This window comes from Riemerella anatipestifer (genome assembly GCF_035666175.1).
In the GTDB taxonomy this organism is placed as follows: domain Bacteria; phylum Bacteroidota; class Bacteroidia; order Flavobacteriales; family Weeksellaceae; genus Riemerella; species Riemerella anatipestifer_D.
This window is the reverse complement of record NZ_CP142016.1, coordinates 551,398-572,100: the sequence shown is the minus strand read 5'-3', so window position 1 is coordinate 572,100 and position 20,703 is coordinate 551,398. Positions and strand designations below refer to the sequence as shown.

At 33.6% G+C, this 20,703-nt stretch carries 22 protein-coding genes; 7 read left to right on the top strand and 15 right to left on the bottom strand.

What is annotated here, in order from left to right; translation table 11 throughout:
• Positions 1–25 precede the first annotated feature (25 nt).
• The 4 genes from VIX88_RS02830 to VIX88_RS02815 all read left to right on the top strand — a co-directional run bounded on the left by VIX88_RS02830 (position 26) and on the right by VIX88_RS02815 (position 5,425).
• Complete coding sequence (locus VIX88_RS02830; protein WP_081276896.1) at positions 26–772, top strand: shikimate dehydrogenase family protein; 747 nt, start codon at positions 26–28, stop codon at positions 770–772.
• A gap of 79 nt (positions 773–851) precedes the next feature.
• Positions 852–2,666 carry a DUF349 domain-containing protein gene (locus VIX88_RS02825; protein ID WP_064969455.1) on the top strand — a complete coding sequence of 605 codons (1,815 nt, stop codon included), beginning with the start codon at positions 852–854 and terminating at the stop codon, positions 2,664–2,666.
• 96 nt (positions 2,667–2,762) lie between these two features.
• Positions 2,763–3,782, top strand: coding sequence for a bifunctional diaminohydroxyphosphoribosylaminopyrimidine deaminase/5-amino-6-(5-phosphoribosylamino)uracil reductase RibD (gene ribD, locus VIX88_RS02820; protein WP_064969456.1), 1,020 nt, complete (start codon positions 2,763–2,765; stop codon positions 3,780–3,782).
• Between the two features lie 5 nt (positions 3,783–3,787).
• Positions 3,788–5,425: an LIC_10190 family membrane protein gene (locus tag VIX88_RS02815; protein WP_064969457.1), complete on the top strand. Its 1,638-nt coding sequence runs from the start codon at positions 3,788–3,790 to the stop codon at positions 5,423–5,425.
• 25 nt (positions 5,426–5,450) lie between these two features.
• Here VIX88_RS02815 and VIX88_RS02810 read toward each other — a convergent pair whose 3' ends face one another.
• Together VIX88_RS02810 and VIX88_RS02805 are read right to left on the bottom strand one after the other, a co-directional pair.
• A complete protein-coding gene (locus tag VIX88_RS02810) occupies positions 5,451–6,995 on the bottom strand; it encodes a PglZ domain-containing protein (protein WP_064969458.1) in 1,545 nt (514 codons plus the stop codon).
• Between the two features lie 150 nt (positions 6,996–7,145).
• Positions 7,146–8,021, bottom strand: coding sequence for a pirin family protein (locus tag VIX88_RS02805; protein ID WP_153926413.1), 876 nt, complete (start codon positions 8,019–8,021; stop codon positions 7,146–7,148).
• Positions 8,022–8,170: 149 nt separating this feature from the next.
• Here VIX88_RS02805 and VIX88_RS02800 point away from each other — a divergent pair, with 149 nt between their 5' ends.
• Complete coding sequence (locus tag VIX88_RS02800; RefSeq protein WP_064969460.1) at positions 8,171–8,671, top strand: RNA polymerase sigma factor; 501 nt, start codon at positions 8,171–8,173, stop codon at positions 8,669–8,671.
• Positions 8,672–8,684: 13 nt separating this feature from the next.
• Entirely contained in the window at positions 8,685–9,470 is a 786-nt protein-coding gene (locus VIX88_RS02795; protein ID WP_064969461.1) for a hypothetical protein, read from the top strand.
• Here the strand turns inward: VIX88_RS02795 and VIX88_RS02790 are convergent.
• From VIX88_RS02790 to VIX88_RS02745, 10 genes are all read right to left on the bottom strand, one after another.
• A complete protein-coding gene (locus VIX88_RS02790; protein WP_064969462.1) occupies positions 9,465–10,151 on the bottom strand; it encodes a 5'-methylthioadenosine/adenosylhomocysteine nucleosidase in 687 nt (228 codons plus the stop codon). The two genes, VIX88_RS02795 and VIX88_RS02790, sit on opposite strands and share 6 nt — an antisense overlap.
• 62 nt (positions 10,152–10,213) lie before the next feature.
• Positions 10,214–10,585: an ecotin family protein gene (locus VIX88_RS02785; RefSeq protein ID WP_237190398.1), complete on the bottom strand. Its 372-nt coding sequence runs from the start codon at positions 10,583–10,585 to the stop codon at positions 10,214–10,216.
• Positions 10,586–10,818: 233 nt separating this feature from the next.
• Complete coding sequence (locus tag VIX88_RS02780; protein WP_064969464.1) at positions 10,819–11,586, bottom strand: ABC transporter permease subunit; 768 nt, start codon at positions 11,584–11,586, stop codon at positions 10,819–10,821.
• A complete protein-coding gene (locus tag VIX88_RS02775; RefSeq protein ID WP_222535140.1) occupies positions 11,579–12,292 on the bottom strand; it encodes an ABC transporter ATP-binding protein in 714 nt (237 codons plus the stop codon). The genes VIX88_RS02780 and VIX88_RS02775 overlap by 8 nt, the downstream gene beginning before the upstream one ends.
• 15 nt (positions 12,293–12,307) lie before the next feature.
• Complete coding sequence (nosD, locus tag VIX88_RS02770; RefSeq protein WP_013447165.1) at positions 12,308–13,552, bottom strand: nitrous oxide reductase family maturation protein NosD; 1,245 nt, start codon at positions 13,550–13,552, stop codon at positions 12,308–12,310.
• A 38-nt stretch (positions 13,553–13,590) separates the two neighbouring features.
• On the bottom strand, positions 13,591–14,004 hold the full coding sequence (locus tag VIX88_RS02765) for a nitrous oxide reductase accessory protein NosL (protein ID WP_004919514.1): 414 nt from the start codon (positions 14,002–14,004) through the stop codon (positions 13,591–13,593).
• A gap of 44 nt (positions 14,005–14,048) precedes the next feature.
• Positions 14,049–14,731 (bottom strand): IS1 family transposase gene (locus VIX88_RS02760; protein WP_222535059.1). Its coding sequence is split into 2 segments (ribosomal slippage): positions 14,049–14,404 and positions 14,404–14,731, totalling 684 coding nucleotides; the frame shifts between segments, so codons are not numbered across the junction.
• A gap of 9 nt (positions 14,732–14,740) precedes the next feature.
• Positions 14,741–15,328, bottom strand: a complete 588-nt coding sequence (locus VIX88_RS02755) for a hypothetical protein (protein WP_064970923.1) — start codon at positions 15,326–15,328, stop codon at positions 14,741–14,743.
• A 67-nt stretch (positions 15,329–15,395) separates the two neighbouring features.
• Complete coding sequence (gene nosZ, locus VIX88_RS02750) at positions 15,396–17,402, bottom strand: Sec-dependent nitrous-oxide reductase (protein WP_064970925.1); 2,007 nt, start codon at positions 17,400–17,402, stop codon at positions 15,396–15,398.
• A gap of 12 nt (positions 17,403–17,414) precedes the next feature.
• The gene (locus tag VIX88_RS02745; RefSeq protein ID WP_064970927.1) at positions 17,415–17,909 is read right to left on the bottom strand and encodes a c-type cytochrome; all 495 of its coding nucleotides are present in this window, start codon (positions 17,907–17,909) and stop codon (positions 17,415–17,417) included.
• Positions 17,910–18,042: 133 nt separating this feature from the next.
• Between VIX88_RS02745 and VIX88_RS02740 the strand changes: the two genes are divergently transcribed.
• A complete protein-coding gene (locus tag VIX88_RS02740) occupies positions 18,043–18,441 on the top strand; it encodes a c-type cytochrome (protein WP_004919507.1) in 399 nt (132 codons plus the stop codon).
• A gap of 369 nt (positions 18,442–18,810) precedes the next feature.
• Here the strand turns inward: VIX88_RS02740 and VIX88_RS02735 are convergent, their stop codons facing one another.
• The 3 genes from VIX88_RS02735 to VIX88_RS02730 are packed head-to-tail and all read right to left on the bottom strand — an operon-like array spanning position 18,811 to position 20,637.
• A complete protein-coding gene (locus VIX88_RS02735; protein WP_064970929.1) occupies positions 18,811–20,031 on the bottom strand; it encodes a hypothetical protein in 1,221 nt (406 codons plus the stop codon).
• 11 nt (positions 20,032–20,042) lie between these two features.
• Positions 20,043–20,138: a helix-turn-helix domain-containing protein gene (locus VIX88_RS12820; RefSeq protein WP_197695417.1), complete on the bottom strand. Its 96-nt coding sequence runs from the start codon at positions 20,136–20,138 to the stop codon at positions 20,043–20,045.
• A complete protein-coding gene (locus VIX88_RS02730) occupies positions 20,098–20,637 on the bottom strand; it encodes a Crp/Fnr family transcriptional regulator (protein ID WP_004919497.1) in 540 nt (179 codons plus the stop codon). The genes VIX88_RS12820 and VIX88_RS02730 overlap by 41 nt, the downstream gene beginning before the upstream one ends.
• Between the last annotated feature and the right edge of the window lie 66 nt (positions 20,638–20,703).

Below are 20,703 nucleotides of genomic sequence, written 5' to 3'. Positions count from 1 at the left end.
AATTGTTTAATAATCTTTACCTTTGATGGTTATTAGGAACGAGTTTATGGGAAAACATTTGGGGCTTATAGGGAGAAACATTTCATATTCATTCTCTCAAAAATATTTTGAGGCTAAGTTTAAGAAGTTATTTATTAAAGATATTTCCTACCATATTTTAGATTTGCCTAGTATAGAGGGCGTTACAGAATTATGGTCTAATCCTAGATTGGTGGGCTTTAATGTTACCATTCCGTACAAAGTAGAAATTATAAACTACCTAGATGAGCTTAGCGAGGAAGCCCAAGCCATAGGGGCGGTAAATACAGTAAGTATTAAAGAAGGAAAGAAGATAGGCTATAATACAGATGCTTATGGTTTTGAACGAACCTTAGACCTCCATCTTAAACCCACTCATCAGAAGACACTTGTACTAGGAGATGGTGGAGTGGCTAAAGCTGTTAAATTTGTGTTAGAGCGTAAGGGTATTCCGTATCTTGTGGTCTCTAGACGAGGGACAATTAATTTTGAACAGCTTACCAAAGAACATTTGTCTGAATATCAAATCATCATACAATGTACTCCCGTAGGTACCTATCCTAATGTGGAAGATTGTGTTCCATTTCCGTTTGATGGGCTTTCAGACGAACATTTGGTATTAGACCTTATCTATAATCCCGAACGAACTAAACTCATTAAAGAAGCTCAAAAAAGAGGAGTTAAAACAGCTAATGGGCTATTTATGCTGGAACAACAGGCAGAAAAAGCCTGGGAAATTTGGAATTTAGTATAAAAAACCTTTAATTTAGTGCCGATGGAAAAATTAGGGCATTGTACCTAATTAGAATTTAATACGCTAAAAATATATTGTTATGAACAAAGAAACTCTGAACTCTGGACAAGAAGAATTGAATACCCCTCAACCCAACCAAGAAGTAAAGGAAAATACTGTTTTAGAAACTTCGTCTTATCAAGAGTTGGAAGTTGAAGAAGAAGACCACGATGATGATGACCACGAAGAGAACGAAAAGTTATCTTTGAAAGAATTGGTAGATAAGTTAGAGAAGCTCATCAATCTAGAGAATGCAGGAGAGGAGATTCAGAAATTCAATGCACTTAGAAAATCTATTTCTGAGCAAATAGATGAAATAACAGAAAACAAAAAACAGGAGTTTGAAGCAGCAGATAATGACCCTTCGGAGGTTTTCAGCTACGAACACCCTTTACAAGCAAAGTTTTCTGCACTCGTCAATATTTTTAAAGAGAAGAGAGACCTCTTTATTCAAAAGCAAGAGGAAGAACATCAAAAAAATCTAGAGGTAAGGCTAGGGATTGTGGAGAAACTTAAAAATCTTTACACCAATACAGAGCCAGGGACAGACCTCTTCAAAGCTATAAGAGAAATAAAAGAGGCTTGGGCTAATGCAGGTAAAGTAGCAAAGTCGGAGTTCAAAAATCTGAACAATAACTACTATCATCACCTCAACGGTTTTTACCAAATGCTAGACCTCAACAAAGAATACCGTGAGCAAGAGTATGCCCATAATTTGGAAAAGAGACAGCACATCATCGCTCGTGCTAAGGAGTTGTTGGTAGAGCCATTGGTACAAAAAGCACTTAATGAGTTACAATATCTCCACAAACTTTGGAGAGAGGAGGCAGAACCTGTGGCAGAAGAGTTTAGGGATAGCACTTGGGAGGAATTTAAGGAAATTTCTAACCAAATACATGATAGAAAAACCGAACTTTTCGCAGCGAGAGAAGTAGAGCAAAAAGAAAATCTAGAGAAGAAAAACGCTATTATTACTCAAATTAAGGCTTTAGGGTCGCCAGAAAAACCTAACCATAATTATTGGCAGAAGTCCATCAAAAAAATGGAAGAGCTAAGAGAAGAATTTATAAAGTTAGGTAGTGTTCCTAGAAAACTTTCCACCCAAAATTGGACTGATTTTAAGCAAAGTGTAAGAGCCTTTAACTCTGCTAAAAACGAGTTTTATAAAGGTCTTAAACAAACTCAAATCAACAACTTAGAAGAAAAATATAAGTTGATAAAAGTGGCTCAAGACAACAAAAACTCCGAAGATTGGGAGACTATGGTGCCTCTATTCAAGAAACTTCAGAAAGACTGGCAGGCGATAGGGCACGTGCCTAGAAGTCAAGCAAATAAAGTATGGGATGCTTTCCGTGAGGCGTGTAACTTTTTCTTTGACCAATACAGAACCAAAAGCGAAGCGGCTGGAGACGATTGGAATGAAAACTTTAAGCAGAAGAAAGCTCTCCTAGAAGAACTTAAAAAAATAGAGAAAGGAGAAAACTCTCTAGAAATAATAGAGGATATTAAAAATAAATGGAATGCCATAGGCAAGGTGCCTAAGGATAAGTTGAGCATCAATTCAGAGTTTAATAAAACTCTAAAACAAAAGCTAAAACTTAATAACCTTAATGAGTTTGATATTAAGGAAGAAGGCTTATCTGAATCTCAAATTACCGATAGAGCTCGTAAACTTAAAAACCAAATTACAGACCTTGAGGCTGAAGTGGTTAAGCTGGAAAACAATCTTTCTTTCTTTAACAATCCAACGAGAGAGAATCCGTTGTTAAAAGATACTTTTGAGAAAATTGACGATAAGAGAGCTCAATTAGAGAGCCTTAGAATTACATTACATCAAATGATTTCTGGAGAATAATAAAAGGTTAAACGAAAATAGAAACAAAAACTTTGTTGGGATTTTAAACTGATTTCAACAAAGTTTTTTAGTTAATATCAAAAATAAGCGCTCCGTATGTCTCACGAAAAATATATAAGTCGGTGTATTGCTTTGGCAGAGAAGGCTAGAGGTAACACTTACCCTAACCCTTTGGTGGGAGCGGTAATTGTACACAACGGCATCATTATAGGGGAAGGCTATCACCACAAAGCAGGAGAGCCTCATGCAGAAATTAACGCTATCAATTCGGTGGAGAATAAAGAGCTTTTAAAAGAATCTACGATTTATGTTTCATTAGAGCCTTGTTCCCATTTTGGGAGAACGCCACCTTGTGCTGCTAAAATCACAGAAATTGGGTTCAAAAAAGTGGTTATAGGCTCCGCTGACTCTAATGAAAAAGTAGGTGGTAAAGGTAAAGCAATGATAGAAGAGGCAGGGATAGAGGTGGTTGATAAAGTGTTGGAGGAACGATGCCGATGGCTTAATAGAAGATTTTTTACTTTCCATGAGAAAAAAAGGCCATACATTATCCTGAAATGGGCAGAGTCTAACGATGGTTTTATAGACCAAAATTTCGCTTCAACGCCTATCTCCAACGCTTTGGTATCTCAATATGTGCATAAGATGAGAGCCGAAGAACACGCTATTTTGATAGGTACACAAACGGCACTTAATGATAACCCTACTTTAGATGTAAGGCATCTTGACGGTAGAAATCCTACTAGAGTTTTAATAGATTTGGAGCTTAAAGTTCCTCAAAGTTTTAATATTTTCAATACTAATGCTCCTACGATTATTTTTAATCTTCATAAAAATGATGAGCAAGACCATCTGAAATGGATAAAAATTGATAGAGAAAATTTTCTAGAAGAACTGATATATCATTTGTATGAACAGCAGATACAATCTATCATTATAGAAGGAGGAAGTAAGATGTTAAATACCTTTATTGAAGCTCAACTTTGGGATGAGGCGGTGGTAATCAAAGCTTCTAATTTAACTTTGAATAATGGGACTAAAGCTCCTATATTCAATGAAAAACCTTACCGACAAAAACAGATGAGAGATAATGTTTTAAATTTTTATAAAAAGTAGTTTTTATGCTTTATCTGTTACTTTCCGTAGGCGTTATTTTCCCTAGTTTGTTAGGGATAGGAGTGCTGTTTGAGAAACTATTAGGAAAGTTGTGGGAAGAAAAACTATCCTCTACTTTTTTCGCAGGGTGTATGGGGTTGAGTTTGGTATGGGTGGTTTTAGCATTTGCTGTGCCTATCAATAGAGTAGTAGAAGTTTCTAGCTTGGTCTTAGGACTAAGTGCTTTCATTTATTTTAAAATATATCGCGTATTAGGAACTTTTATCACTAGAAACTATTTGATTTTTGCTCCGTTGCTTTTTGTCGTGTTGCTTTTTGGAAGTGGGTATCCATTTATTTTAGACCACTTTGGTTATTATGTGCCTAGTATTAAATGGATTGCAGAGGTAGGTCTAGTAAAGGGAATTGGAAACTTAGATTTAATATTAGGGCAAATGTCCCTTTGGCATATTCTACAGGCTGGATTTTCTAATACTTCCGATGTTTTTCTGCGATTGAATGTAGTATTACTTTTAGGATATATCATTTACATTATAGAGAAAAAGGTGTGGGTTCATTTTATCTTTTTGCCTATTTTGTTATTGTTTTTACAATCGCCAAGTACAGATTTACCAGTTATTGTAGGCTCTTTAATAATTTTGAATGAAGTTTTGAATAAAAACCATAATGTGTCAGCACTATTTGGGTTTTCGGTTTGGATTTTCAGCATAAAACCTACCATAATATGGCTCCCGTTGATGGTCTTTTTATATGCTTTTTTAATACGGAAATTCACTTATAAGTTGATAATAGTATGCGTAGGTGTGGTGTCTATTTTTATGATTAAAAATTGGTATTGCTTTGGATTTCCTATTTTTCCTGTACAAGTTTTGGATTTAGACTTGAGTTGGAAACCTAACGATTTTTTGCTTAAAAACTCTGCCGAAATAGCTATTCTTAAAACTTATGATTTTCAGTATTCTTACGAAGCAATAAAACAATTTTCGGTTTGGGAAAGTGTTAAAAATTGGATATTCCTAAAAGGAATAAAAGGAGTTGTCAATATAGCTTTTGTTTTGAGTTTGTTGGCATTACTATTATTTGCTATTAAAAGTAAAAGCCGTTTGATTTGGCTGATTGTAATATCAATTTTTATTAAAAGCGTTTTGGTGTTGCTATTTTCTGCACAATATCGGTTTTTCTTGGAAGTATTTTTTGTAGTCCCTCTTTTGGTTTTCAGGAATTGGTTTTCCGCTAAGAAAGTGGCTTTTGTGAGTGTTATAGGTACTTTGGGTATGTCTGTATTTTTATTTACTCCGTCTTTAATTGTGAAATATGTTCCTAGTTTTAGGTTGGGTGGATTTATTAAAAATATAGAACTTTCTCAAGTTGTAAAACCAGCGACTTACAAATATCAACGGTATAAAACTTTTACAATAGGTAATTTGACCTTTAATGTAGTGGACAACTATCCTTTTAGTTTTGATACGCCACTTCCAGCTATTTCTCCTAGTTTCTTGGAGCTTTATTTAGAAGCAGGGATTTTTCCTCAAAAAATAGGTTCGAATTTAAAAGAAGGTTTTGTTTGGAAAAAATTATCTAACGAAGATAAAGAGCAATTACAACAGATTGTTAATGGATTTTATATAAATGAAAAAAGATAGAGGAATTATCTCTATCTTTTGGTTTTTATTTAGGTTCTAAAACACAAAATGGAATAATGCATTCTTCCAAAGAAATGCCACCGTGCTGGTAGGTTTCTTTATAATAATTAACAAAGTGATTGTAATTTTTTGGATATGCTAAAAAGGTATTATTCTTAGCAAATACATACTTACTACTTAGATTACCTTTGGGAAGAAATAGCTTTTCGGGTTGGCTAATAGCCCACACATCAGAATCTTCATAAGAAAGGCTTTTTCCTGTTTTGTAGCGGATATTGGTGGAGGTTTCTCTGTCGCCTACAACTTTACTTGGCTTTTTAACATAGATTGTGCCGTGGTCTGTAGTGATGATGAGTTTAAACCCAGACTCGGCAGCTTGTTTAATCAGTCTTATAATAGGAGCATTTTCAAACCAATTTAAGGTAAGGGAACGGAAGGTTTTATCATCTCTAATCAACTGATTGATGATAGAATTGTCCGTTTTGGCATGGGATAAAATATCTATAAAATTATAGACGACTACCACCAAATCTTTATTTTGATGTTGATGAAAATCTTCTAAAACCTTTTGTTCAAAATCAGAGTTTAAGACTTTAATGTATTTCATTGTCTTAGAAGATAATCCTAGACGCTTCATTTGGTCTTTTAAGAAATCTTGTTCGGCTTCATTTTTATTGCCTTCTTCGTTATCGTTCAGCCATTGGTCAGGGAATCTTTTTTCTATTTCGGAAGGCATCAATCCAGCAAAAAAAGCATTTCTTGCATATTGAGTAGCCGTAGGTAAGATGCTGTAATATGAAGTTTCTAAAGTTTTGTTATAGAATTTAAGAAATAATGGTTCAATGACTTTCCACTGGTCGTACCTTAGATTATCTATCATAAGTAGCAGAACTTTGTCGTTCTGCATTTCTGGTTTTACCTTTTCTTTAAAAAGCGTATGGCTCATAAGAGGCTTCTCATTTGAGTTGAGCCAATTTTCGTAGTTTCTTTCTATAAACTTGGCAAACTGTATATTGGCTTCCTCTTTTTGAGATTGTAGCAAGTCGGCAAATTCGTTATCAAATACTTTATCAAACTTAATTTCCCAGCCTAGTATTTTTTTATAATAATTACTCCAGTCTTCATAAGTGTTAAGATAACTTAACTCCATACTTATGTTTCTGAACTCTTGCTGATATTCTTGTTTGGTTTGTTGTTCTACAAGGTCGTCGCTTTGTAGATTTTTTTTCAAAGAGAGCAGAACTTGGTTAGGATTTACAGGTTTTAAGATATAATCGGCAATTTGCGAACCTATGGCTTGTTCCATAATGTGTTCTTCTTCGCTTTTAGTTACCATTACAATTTTCATTGCTGAATTTTTTTCCTTTAGTAACGGTATGGCATCTAGCCCAGAAATACCAGGCATATTTTCGTCCAAAAGAACTAATGAAAAACTTTCTTCGTCTAATATTTCTAAGGCTTCATTAACATTATTGATGGGCGTTACCTGATAACCTTTGTTTTCTAAGAATACGATATGAGGTTTTAATAAATCTACCTCGTCATCTATCCATAATATTTTTTTAGCCATAACTATTCTTTATTTAATTTAAGTGTGCTTGTAACACTCTTCTTTAGTTTTCCAAAGATATAGCTAAACTCACTAATATCTAGCCAAAGCATTTATAAAAAAAGTTAAATTTGAGTTAAATAAAAAAGCAGGTTTTTAGCCTGCTTTTAGTTAATCTTCTAAGACTCCGAATTTGTTGTTTTTAAAGTCATCAAAAGCCTGAATAATCTCTGCTCTAGTGTTCATTACAAACGGACCATGAGCGGCTATAGGTTCATTGAGTGGTTCTCCACTAAGGATAAGCACAACAGCATCATCTAGGGCTTCTATGTTGAAATCTTCGCCACTATTTTCAAACAAAACTAAATGGTCTGTAGGAGCTTCTTCCTCTTCGTTTACAATAATGTTGCCCTCTATAACCAAAGCAACGGTGTTAAAATGAGCAGGGAAACTAAATGAAGCTCTAGCACCTTTTTTTAGTCTTGCATTCATCATATGTATTGGACTGAAGGTACTTGCGATACCTTTGTTACCATTGTATTCACCTGCAATTACTTCTACCCAACTATTTTCGCCAACAGAGACTTTAGGAAACTCTGCGTGTTGTATAGATTGGTATTTTGGAGGACTCATTTTATAGCGAGAAGGGAGATTTACCCACAGTTGCACCATTTGGAAAATGCCACCTTTTTTACTCCATTCAGTTTCGTGATATTCTTTATGGAGTACACCGCTACCAGCCGTCATCCACTGTACATCGCCTTCTTGTATAATGCCACCGCCACCTGCACTATCGTGATGCTCTACTTTACCTTGATAAGCTATGGTTACGGTTTCAAAACCACGATGAGGGTGTACGCCTACGCCTCTAGGGGTTTGGGAAGGTTCAAAATAAAACTTAGAATTGTAATCCATCATAATGAAAGGATCCATTCTTTTCATATCTAATCTAAATCCGCTAGGAATAAAATTGTGTACTCTAAAACCATCTCCTACAAAATGTGCAGGTCTAGGAGCGACGATAAGCTCTATTTTTTTAGTGTTCATTTTGAATGTTTTTTACTTAAGCAAAGATATCCTAATCCCTTACCCTTAAGCATTGACCTAGGATAATAAAAAAAGCACAAAAAAAATAAATTAAAATATTTTTGTAACATTTTTGTGATTTGGATACTTACTCTACATAAAAGCTAATGATGTCTCTGGAAACAGAATTTTTACAACAAATAGAGAAGCATAAAGGGGTTATTTTTAAAATATCCAAAATGTATATGGATAATAAAAACGACCAAGAAGATTTGTTTCAAGAGATTATTTATCAAGCGTGGAAATCGTATCTGTCTTTTCAAGGTAAGAGTTTATTTTCTACTTGGCTTTATCGGGTGGCACTTAATACCTCTATTGTTTTTTTAAGAAGTGATAAGAAAAAAATCAATACTACTGATATAGAGCTAAGTGCGATAAATAAGAAGGTAGAAAATAATGATGTTGAACAACAGCAATTAGAACTTATGTATAAAGCAATACAACAGCTAGGTGCAATAGATAAAGCACTTATATTCTATTATTTAGAAAATTACTCGGGCAAAGAGATAGCGGCTCAAATGGGAATAACAGAGGTAAATGTAAGAGTGAAACTAAATAGAGCTAAACAAAAATTGAAAACTGTGATTAACGAACTTAGAACTCAACAATAAAAAATCAAATACTATGGAACTTGATAATATAAAAGATTTGTGGCATAGAGAGAAGATATCAGACCTTCCTAATATTTCTTTGGAACAGCAAAAGGCAGTGAAAACACCTTTGGAAAAAATACGAGCGAATATGAAAATGGAGTTTTGGACTACACTTCTTGCTATGGTTCTTATAGTTCCGCTTTATTATTCTCAAATAAAAAATGCACAACAAGGGAGTTTGTTTTTGTTGTTATATATTATTTCAATACTTATAATTGTTTATTATTTTGTTAAGTTTTATTCGTTGTATAAAACTATTAGTACTCAAAATTTCCAGACCTATCACAATTTGCTTAATCTTAGGTACGAGTTGGTGCTTAATACGGAGCTTTATAAATCTTATTATATTTCGTTTGTTCCTATATTATTTTCTGTATTTCTTTTATTTTTGGATTTGAATAGTTGGAATGGAGTGATGTTTGTTGTTGTTAGCTTGTTTATGACTTCCATTATTATGTATGTCATGGGAAAGGTTTGGTTGAGAGAAGTTTATGGTAATTATGTTGTTGAAATTACAGATTTGGTGAGTGAGTTGAGCGATGAATCTGATGATTTTAAGTTCAATAGAAACTCCTTAAGCCATCAAGGGAAATATCAAATATTTCAAAAAACAAAACACTTCTTTAGAAAAATCTTTGGAAAATATGCTACTCTTGCCAACTGGATTTTTTGGTTTTTTATATTGATTGTCATAAGTGCTATCACAGGATATGTAATAGCATATTTCAGTATATTATTGGGTAAAAATCAACTATAAACTTTTAATTAAATCAATATTGATTTCTGCTGAGATTTTTCCAGCTTCGGTAACAAATGTATCAAAAGAAACCGTAGTGCCTTCTCCCGCAATATCCGAAATGGCTCTTAGAACAATAAAAGGTGTTTTCATTTGGTGGCATACTTGTGCGATAGACGCGGCTTCCATCTCAACGGCTTTGGCAGTACGGAAGTTGTCTTTAAGCCATTGGAATTTATCAGGACAGTTGATAAATGCATCACCACTAATGACTAACCCTTTGTTAGCATTGATGCCGTGTTTTTTGATGACAGTCTCGGCTTTTTCTACATAAAAAGAATCAGGTATGAAGGCTGGAGGCATTTTAGATTGTTGTCCAAGTTCGTAACCAAAGGCTGTTAAATCCACATCGTGATGGCGTACTTCTGTAGCGAGGATAATATCTTTAACTTGAACTTCTTTCAGTCCACCTGCAGTTCCTGTATTGATAATTAAATCAGGAGCAAAATGATTGATAAGTAAACAAGTCCCTATAGCCGAACTTACCTTGCCAACACCAGAAAGTAAAACAATAACTTCGTGGTTGGCAATGGTCCCAATATGAAATTGAAATGAGTGAATTTCCTTTTTTATAGGGTTTTCTAAAGCATCACATAAATGCTTTATTTCAACTTCCATGGCTCCAATAACGACTATTTTCATAGGTTCTATTTTAAATAATCAAACCGCAAAATTACGAAAACTTACCGTAAATATCATTGGATTTATGGTAGTTTTATAGGAACTTCTTCGTTTTGTTGATTTTTAACTTTAAGTTTAATTTCGTAGCCTTTTGGATAGAAAATTATAATGGGAGTATCACTTGTATAGTTGATAGTTTTGCTTTCTCCAACCACAAATTTGTTAGTAAGCTTCATATCAGGGCAAGCCATCATAGTTGAACGCATGTTACCATCAGTATCGTAGAGATAGTAAGAAATATTTGTCTCTTGGTCTTTTTTCTGTTCAATTTTTCCTAGTAATCCATACGAGTTACAATCTAATTTGTGCCACTTGCCAGGGGTCATTTCTAGAAATAACTCTTTTTCGTTAGATTTTTTCGGAAGGGTTATGCTGAGATGTTCATAGCCCTCCATTTTTTTTTGTGAGTGTGCTTATGTTTTTAGGTTCGTTCATATTATATTGCTTTTGTGAGTTGCAACCTACTAGTAATCCAATGGAAATTACTCCTGTTAGCATCGCTTTAAAAATCATGACTTTAATTTTTACTTCTTATGCTACGAAGTTACAAAAAAACGAACATGAAACTAAAACCGAAGTTTATTTTTATTTAATTGAGACCAAAGCAATTGAATATGAAACATAATATTTATAAATCTTTTTTTCTGAATTTAAGTAAACTTGATAAGAAAGGAAATATAATCCAAATCAGAAGAATAAGAACAGAAATATAAACTCCACCACCTGAACCAAAAATTGATTTAAAAATTGCTCCTGAATAGCCTAGCATTCCAGAGATATCAAGCTGTAGTTGTACAAAAATACGGGTAAGCCCTATAGGACTAAGTGAGGCTAATACAACTATTAGTTTTTCTATAGGATAATCTGAAAATTGAAACATCAAGATAAGTAACAAACTGTCATAGATGATATTAAAAAATACCCAAATGAATAGAGCTATTCCTATTCCTTTTGTTTTGTCATTAGTAGAAATAGAACTATACATGGCTAATGAGGTAAAGCTTACGCAGAGTAACATACCACCTAGTAAGACACATAATCCGTAAGTAAGTGTAGAATACAGAATAATGGGAATGCCACATCCAGCTAAAAATACTAATAGTTGAGATAGCGATAATCCTAAAAAAGTTCCCGTCCATATTACATCTCGTTTAATAGGCTGAGTAGAAAGAAGTTCTATGAATTGTGTACTGTTGTAGATGTAGATTACTGAAAACACAATACTAAATAGTGGAACTACAAAAAGTACAATATTTAGTAGATTGAGATTAGCCTTTATCTGATTGCTTTCTAATCCTAGAATGGCCCATGATATAATAAATAACATGAGCGTATACACAGCAATAACTTTGCTCTTTAAAATATCAGTTAGTATGAACTTTGCGATTTTATACATCTTGTACTTGTCTTAGTATCGTTGTTATGGCTTTTGATAGGCTATCCTCTTGTGTACTTTGCTTTATGTCCTCTACATTTTTATGAAATATCACTTTCCCTTCTGATAAAAATATGACTTCATCTACAATTTGCTCTAAATCACTGAGTAGGTGTGACGTAATGATAATTAGCTTTCCTTTTCTTTGTTCTTTTATGATTTTATGTTTAAGGATTTCAGCAGCAATAGGGTCAAGTCCCGCAGTAGGTTCATCTAAAATGATTATTGAAGGGTTAAACATAAAAGCTATTATGGCACTGACTTTCTGGATTGTACCTCCAGAAAGATTGCCCATTCTTTTATTCTCTATTTTTGTTATATCATAGGCATCTATAAGCTCTATATCTAGTTTTTTAGTTTGTGAACGATTATTTAAAATTATATCTAGAGTTTCCCTTATAGTCATATTCTCAGGGTATTTCCCTATCTGAGGCATGTAGCCAATAATTTCACGGTAATGATAGCTTTCTGAAACATCATTCCCATTAACCAATATTTGTCCAGACTCAACAGTATTTAATCCTAAAATGCTCTTAATTAGAGTGGTTTTTCCACAGCCGTTTGGACCAATAAGAGCAATAGCTCTCCCAGTTTTACATGAAAGATTAATATTGTTGAGAGCTTTAAATTTGCCGAAAGTCTTGGTAAGGTTTTTTATTTCTATCATTTAGTTATTTACTCATTAAGTATTGTTTCGTTTTATCAAAGGAGTTTCGTCTACAAAACTATCAGGTGTAAGACTTGGCATGAGTTTTTCGGAACGATTCATCAGTTCCACAAAAAAAGTTCCGAAAAGAATCATTATCATAGGGTTTTGTTCTGATATTACTGCGTAAAGACTTAGAGGGTAAAAAGGTATATCGCCTACACCATCTTTATCTATATCATAGCCCTCATACTTATCCCAATAGTTGTTTTTAAAGGTGTTAAGAAAAATGCTGCCACTGGTACTTACATCAAAAATATTTGCTATAAAATTATTATTAAATAGTTTATTTTCAATACAATTAGCGTTTATTCTTAGTCCCCAACCGTTGTCTTTAAATTCGTTGTAGTAAAAATCAATTTTGGAGGAGCCATCCATAAAAACACCTACGGAATTATTCTGAAAAGTATTGTGTTTTATTTTACTAAATGATAAATCTTTCAGTAAAAGTCCGTAGACATTTTCACCCTTATTATTCAAAAATTTATTGTAGCTCATTTCTACATTCCTACTATACATTACAGCAACCCCAGCTTCATTTTGTCTAAAAACATTAGCAGTATAAACATTGTTGTGTGAGAACATAAAATGCAGTCCGTAGCGTTTGTTTTTTAAGGATAAGTTTTTAAAAATGAAGCTGTTGTTTGTTTTTTCTAGGTAAATACCATCTTTATGTCCAGAGATGAAATTTCGTTTAATCCAAATTTCATTACTAGACCATACATGAATTCCATCTCCGATTGATTCCTGAGAAATCCCTCTATTAGTAGTAATTTTATTGTTTTCAATCAAACATCTTTCGCCTCTTTGAACCGTAATTCCAAAATAATTATTTTGAAAAATATTATTTCTGATAACAGAAAAACGACTGTCATATAACCTTACCGCTCCAATATTTCTGACTTCATCAGCTCCAGAATTTATGATTTTAAAGCCTTGAAGAGTGATGTAATCTGACCGAAAAGATACTATTTCATGTCTAAACTCACCGTCCAATACAGGGTAATTGATGCCAATTAAGGTGATTGACTTATCTAAATTTAGATTACCTTCTTTGTAATGTCCAAAATAAACCATGAGCGTGTCTCCATTATTAGCTTTTTGGAGAGCTGATTTTATGGTGCTAAACCTCTTTCCTTCTCCTACAAAATAGGTTTTAGCAAAGGATAGTAGGGTAGTTGTAAGACAAAAAAGAATTAGTAATCGTTTTAAAAGCATCATTCTGAATTTAATCAAGGCTTTTTTTGGAAGATGTTTTTTTAATTAATTACAGAAGCTTGTAATCTATGGGCTTCTTTAATAGCTTCATTCTTATTTTTAAATGTGGCTATATTACCATTCATAGGGCTTTTTACTTGTCCCCCTGTAATTTTGAATGCCTTTTCTAAAGGGAATAATTCTGAGGTTAAAAAATCGGAAACAAATAGTTTGGCGTTACCTATTTTTTGTGAATTTTCTCTTGTGTAGGCTTCCATACATACCAAATCATCAAACTTGTATATCCTGCCTTTTTCAGTAATAAGTTCGGTGGCATATCGGGAATCTTGAATTGTCATTTTACAGTGTGAACATTGGTCTTTACCTAGTTCTATGGCTTCTACATTTTTGTTGTTACATGAAAAAGAAGTGAATGTGATAAAAGCTAATAATAATGTTAAAATATAATGTTTCATAAGATTTAATTTTTAGTGTTTTTAAATTCAAAAAAAGGGTATTGTTAAATTATTATATTCAATTCATTATTTAGTTTCAAGAACAAAAGTTTTAAAGAATTTTCCAACATTGTTTTTGACTTAGAGTAACACTTTGTTTTTCTTTTAAATCTCGCCAAATAATGCCTTATTCTACTGTTATATCCCTCCACTGTAAAGGTTTCTGCTTTGGAGGTTACGTGTCTTTCACTGGGTATCAGCTCTGAATAACTTTTCCAATAATCACTACAAAAAACATTTATATTTCTGTTTTTCAATTGCTCCCAAAGTTTTAAGAAGGTTTTTGTGTCCCGTTTGTCACTAATAAAACTGATGAACCTTTTTCTAAGTCTATCAACAGCAATCCAGCTCCAACAGTAGTTTTTTTATGCTGTACATAGCTGTGAATCTCATCTAATTCCACTATTTCAATAGGAACTTCATTTTTTGGAAGCTCTACAGATTCTCCCCATTTCTTAACCCATTGATAAACTGTTCCATAGCTAATATTTAATAGCCTCCCAATGGCTCGAAAGCCTAACCCTTCTAGATACATTTCTAAAGCAAGACGCTTTTGTTCTAGTGTTTTTACATCTGATTTTTTCTCAACACTGAAAAAATAGCCACAATCTTTACATTTATATCGCTGTCGCTCTCTGGCAAAGCCTGCTTTAATCTTATTGGATGATTGACATTTGGTACATTTCATTAGGCTAAATTATAAAAAATATATCAGATTAACAATGCCAAAAAAAGAAAGTATAAGTGCAACTAATGCTACTGTTATCATTATCCAGCCTCCTGTATAAGGGTAGGAGTATGCACCAAAATTTAGGAGTTGCTTATAGCCTAAGAGAGGAGGTTGGTAGGTCATACCAGGAACTACAATGGCTGCATCTGGTTTAAGGTTATGCCCATAATCATATTCCCATAAATAAAAATCTACCATAAAGGCGATACCAAATAGTGTGAATAATATGCAGAACGAGTATAGTCCTATAATCTTTCTAAACCAAGCCACTGCAAAAGCAAAAACTGCAAAAAATACTAAAATATAGGGTAGTACTTTAAATTCCCAAAAATCCTCTTGATGAATTTCTTTCATTCCGATATAATGATTTAACCCATTAATGATTTGGTAATCGCCAGAAATTTTGTTGGCATGGAGGTACATTTCTAGACCTTCAGGGTACTGTGGGGCTTCTAAGTAAATTACCCAAATAGGGACAAAAATACTTACTATGAGCGCTACAGCACATAAAATAAGCAGCCGAACAGAAAGTATTGATAGTTTATTGTTTTTCATTGCAGCTTATTGTCTTTTATTATTATTTGTATTTGTAAAGGGCGGTAGAGGTCCGCCCTTTCTTTTTTTATTTAGTTTCAGCTTTTTTTACTGGACCTTGGGCGTTGTCTGCTTTATTGTTAAGGCTAAACAACAGAGGTGTTGAACTTCCTGCTGGTGAAACTCTTACATAGCCTTGCATTTCTTGGTGTAGAGCAGAGCAGAAGTCAGTACAGTACATAGGGAACATTCCTGCTTTTTTGGGAATCCACTTAAGCGTGCAAGTTTCTCCAGGCATAATAAGGAGTTCTGCATTTTCTGCACCTTTAATCGCAAATCCATGAGGGACATCCCAGTCTTGTTCCAGATTGGTTACATGGAAATAAACTTCATCACCAACTTTAATACCCTCAATATTATCAGGAGCAAAATGAGAACGGATGGAGGTCATGTAAACATGAACTTTATTACCATCTCTAACTACTCTAGATTCACCTTCACCTTTGGTTACATAAGGGTGTTTGTTTTTAGAAATATCATAGAATTTTACTTGTTTATCTGCGATGAGTTTTGCAGGAAGAGCTTGTGCGTAATGAGGCTCTCCAAATGTAGGGAAGTCTAGTAAAAGTTTCATCTTATCACCACTAATGTCATATAACTGTGCAGACTGAGCTAGTTCTGGACCTGTAGGTAAAAATCTATCTTTGGTAATTTTGTTATAAGCTACCAAATATTTACCGAAAGGCTTCTTAGAGTCTCCCCCTGGAATCATTAAATGTCCTATGGAATAGAATGTAGGTTGACGATCTAAAACTTTGAGAGTTTTGATATCCCATTTTACAACCTCCGAAGAAACAAAGAATGAAGTATAAGCATAACCTTTATCATCAAATTCTGTATGAAGAGGACCTAAACCAGGTTTTTGAACTTCTCCGTGTAGGGTAGATTCGTATTTTAGAATAGGAATGCCGTCATATTCTCCAGCAAACTCTTTGTTTTTGATAGCATTCAGCATTTTACTGAAGCTATGTACAGGAATCAGAGCTGCTAATTTACCCGAACCTACAATATACTCACCTGTAGGGTCTATATCACACCCATGTGGTGATTTAGGTGTTGGCATAAAGTAGCATAAATCTTTAAGTTCTTTAGCTGACAGCACCGTTACTTCTTGTTCCATTTTAGAACTACCTGTATGGGTTTCCTCATTCCATTTGTTGTGTGCGTATTGGGTTTTTACCTTTCTCCCTTTACCTGCTTTCACATATTTTTCTGCTTTTTTCCAGTCTAAAGCCATGATGAAATCTTTGTCAAATTGAGAAGCGTTAACTTCTAATAGGCTATTAGCCTGCTCTGAATTATAACAAGAGAAGAAAAACCAGCCATGAGATTTACCTTTGCCTGCATGAGATAAGTCGAAATTAACTCCAGGGGCTTCTATTTGAAAAGCCAGTTTCATTTCTCCTGTTGTTTTATCTACTTTTACAAAGGAAATTACGCCTTTAAAATTTTCTTTAAAACTATTAATGGGTACATCACCATTAGCATCATCAGTAGGTACAGAAAAACGAGTTCCAGCTACTACATACTCTGTATTTTCTGTAATAAAAGGAGATGAATGATTTCCTGCGGAGTTTGGTAGCTCTAAAACTTCTACTGTTTTAAAGCTAGAAAGGTCTACTCTTGCGATGCGAGGTGTGTTATTAGCGTTAGCAAAAATCCAACGCCCATCAACTTCTCCATTGGTTTGTGAAAGTTCAAGGTGATGCTGGTCATCCCAAGGAATAAAACCATGTGAAGTTTCTAACATGGGCTTAGTTTCTTCACTGTAACCATAGCCATTTTCGGGATTTACGGAGAATATAGGAACTACTTTTAGTAATCTCCCGCTAGGTAAACCATAGACTCCCATTTGTCCGTTAAAACCACCGCTGACAAAATTATAAAATTCGTCATGTTTACCCGGTGCCACATATACTTTTTCTGCTGCATCACCAGCTACAGCATTTTCCGTCCCTTTGGGTTTACAACTTTCTAGGGCGTAGATGCTCCCTAGAAATAGTGCCGAATAGCCTAATATTTTATTTATCTTCATAATTGTAATGTTTTATTTTGCACCATCAATTTGTCTCATATATTCCAATATATTTCTCGCATCTTGATCGCTTAAACTTTGGTTAGGCATTCTTACCATACACTGTTCTAGTTGTTTTTGTAGTTCAGGGTCTTTGTCAATCATTGGGTCTGGATTAGTAATAAAATTCATAATCCAAGGAGCGGTGCGGCGTTGGGTTACACCTTTCCAGCCTGGTCCTACTAATTTCTCATCACTTGGTTTATGACAAGAAATACACTTGACTTCTGCAAGTTTTTCACCTTCGGAAGCCATGGTTGCATCAAATTTGGTTACATCTACATTACTAGTATTAAATTTGCCTAGCCCTACTTGAGGGTCATAGCTTCCTTCTGTAGAAGGTGTTTCGTTACTTTGAGCTGTTTCTGTAGAGGTTACAGATACACTATCTTCAGGCTTATTGTTTCCGCCGCATGATAAAGCGGACAAAACTGCCCCACTCATTAAAAATAATTTAAGCTTTTTCATTTTACAAATAGGTATTAATGTTTCTCTGACAAAGGTACCTTTATAGTAGGGCTGTAGCTTATGATTCGAATCATAAAATATTGGGTTTAATTTATTGACATTTGTATGATAATTTTATAAAAATCTTTTTATTATGAAAAAAATATTGGTTTATACACTAGGTATTATAGCTATCATTGGGTGTAATCAAAAAGATGAACAGAAAGAAAATAGTCTAGCTAAAGAAAGTAATATTATGCTTGAAGAACCAGCTCCTAAAGAAAATACAAATTTACCTAACAAAGACGAAGGATTGGTACTTATAGAAGGAGCGGATTGTTTAGGATGTCATAAAGTGGACACCAAATTGGTAGGGCCTTCCTATCAGGATATAGCAAATAAATACACTGATGCAGATATTGATATGCTTGCAAAAAAAATAGTTGAAGGAGGGAAGGGGAATTGGGGAGAGGTTCCAATGACTCCACACTCTGGTATGAGTGAAGAAAATGCAAAAAAAATGGTAAAATATATCCTGAGTCTAAAACCATAGTTTTATGAAAATAGTATACCTGTTTTTTGCCTGTGTAGTAGCAGGAGTATTCATAGAGTGTAATGACAAAGGAACTACAACAACACCATCTCCAAATCTTACGGCAGAACAAAGTCTTGTACAGCCCCAAAAGACCTATAAGGGTACAGATGGTACCTCTATTACCATAGTTTACTTTGCAAAAGGTGATGAGGTAGCGGTAAACTTAGAAAAAGATGGTGTAAAATATGAACTTAATGCCAAAGGAACTAATCACGAGGGTAATCCGATTTTTGAGGGAAATCTTATCTCATGGGAGATTCTTCAAGATGGACACTCGGGGAAGCTAACACATGAGGGAGAAAATTTTATTGTTTATAAAGAGGAATTTCATTCCTCTTTATTTTTTATTTTCAATCCGATAAAAATGAGTGTAATAGCTAATATAAGAGCAACAGAAATCCACCATAACATTACAGGAGACCAACGCCAATACATATTGACCAAGGATAATAACCCAATTTGAGCAAGTACTAACTCGTTCAATATGATAGATACTAAATATAAAATTAACCCTGTTTTGACTATTTTAGATTGATAAAAGCCATATTTTACAATGATTTGAAGTAACAAGAAACTACTAATGCAAACCAATAGTACCAAATGAAGATAAGCGATGACTATCATTCTGAATCCAAAAACCCATTGGCTTATTTCTGGAATAATTGAAATCTGTTGTAATAGTACTTTAATAAGATAAGATATAATAACAACACTAAAAATTATCTTTTCTAATAAAGTATATTTCTTTATAAAAACTCTAAAGTGCTTTTTTATTAGGTGAGCTAACCCATATATTGCTAAAAGTTGAATGATATTTCCGAGTAGTGATATTCCTAAAAGCCACTTAGAGTTGTCAATCCAGCTGATAGATAAGGTATAAGAGCATAATGTAGATAAGGCAAATGCTCCAAAAATAAGATTGTGTTTATATAAATCTTTTTGTTGTAAAGGTAAAGAGCTGAGAATAATGCCTATGCATGATAGTACAAAAAAACCATTGTACTGAAAATGTAGGTAAAATAATGTGGAAGCCCAATATAAGGATTGATGAATAATTCCAAAGGCTTTCATATAAGCTAAACTAAAAACGCCAAAGGAAGAAAATCCAGCAAAAAATAAACCTCCTAGAAACCAAACTTTAAAAGGATGTTGTATATGTTTATAGTCCTTTATCCATAAAAATAACATTCCAAAACTTAGAAATAAAGCCATTGCAGACCAAAATATAGAACCCCAATAATAACCTCCGTACAAAAAGGAAAATAGCATGCCGTATGATGCTACAAAATTTAGAATAATAAAGGTTTTGTATGTATGCAACTGCTTGGTTGATAATGTTTCTCTTGTAGAGTATATCATGAGCAAGTATATTACTGAACTTACCCAGCCATAGAAAGCAAAATGTGAGTGAGCTTCCTGAAGATGCTTTTGATTGAAAAAGGGCATAGACCAAACAATCTTATACCTCATTATAGCACCTAAAATCGCTACTAAAAGAAAGTTGAATAGTCCTAATTTTACCAAAAAATTATCTGATATTTTATTCATGTACAGTCTTTTTAATAGTGAACCTTTCCCTTCAATATTTTTAATAGTCCTTTTTTTTCCATTTTTTTAATGGTTCTTATTACTGTTTCTACTGTTAGTCCTAGCATCTGTGCCATTTCGTTTCTTGTTAATTTTATAAGCATTTCTTCCTTTTTTGCCTTTTTTATAATTATTTAAAAGATTCAGGATTTTTTCTTCAGGATTTTGAAAAATAATATTTTTTAGAGCATCACTTCTACCCAATGCTTTCGCGGCTATAGTTTTCATAAAATCTATATTCCAATCAAGATGTGAAGAGAGAAATTCCATGAATTTAGCTCTTTCAATTTTGATAACTAGAGCCTCTTCTGAAGTCACCTTTACTGTTCCTGGGAAAGGTTTTTCTAGTAATGTAGCAGGCTCACCAAAAAAAGTATGTTCTCTTACCTTATGTTGTAAAAACTCTTTTCCATCTTCAGTAAAATGATACACACACAAATCCCCTTGCTCTAGATAATAAAAAAAACGAGATATCATTCCTTCTTCTACTATGATGTCATCTTTATGATACCGTTTTTTAACAGCATTTGTTTTTTCTATGAAATAGTTGTCTACTTCTAGACTCATGTTTTTGTGTTTTTACGGATTAAATTGTTTCACGATATCCTTTATTTGTGTGATTAAAAGAAATTG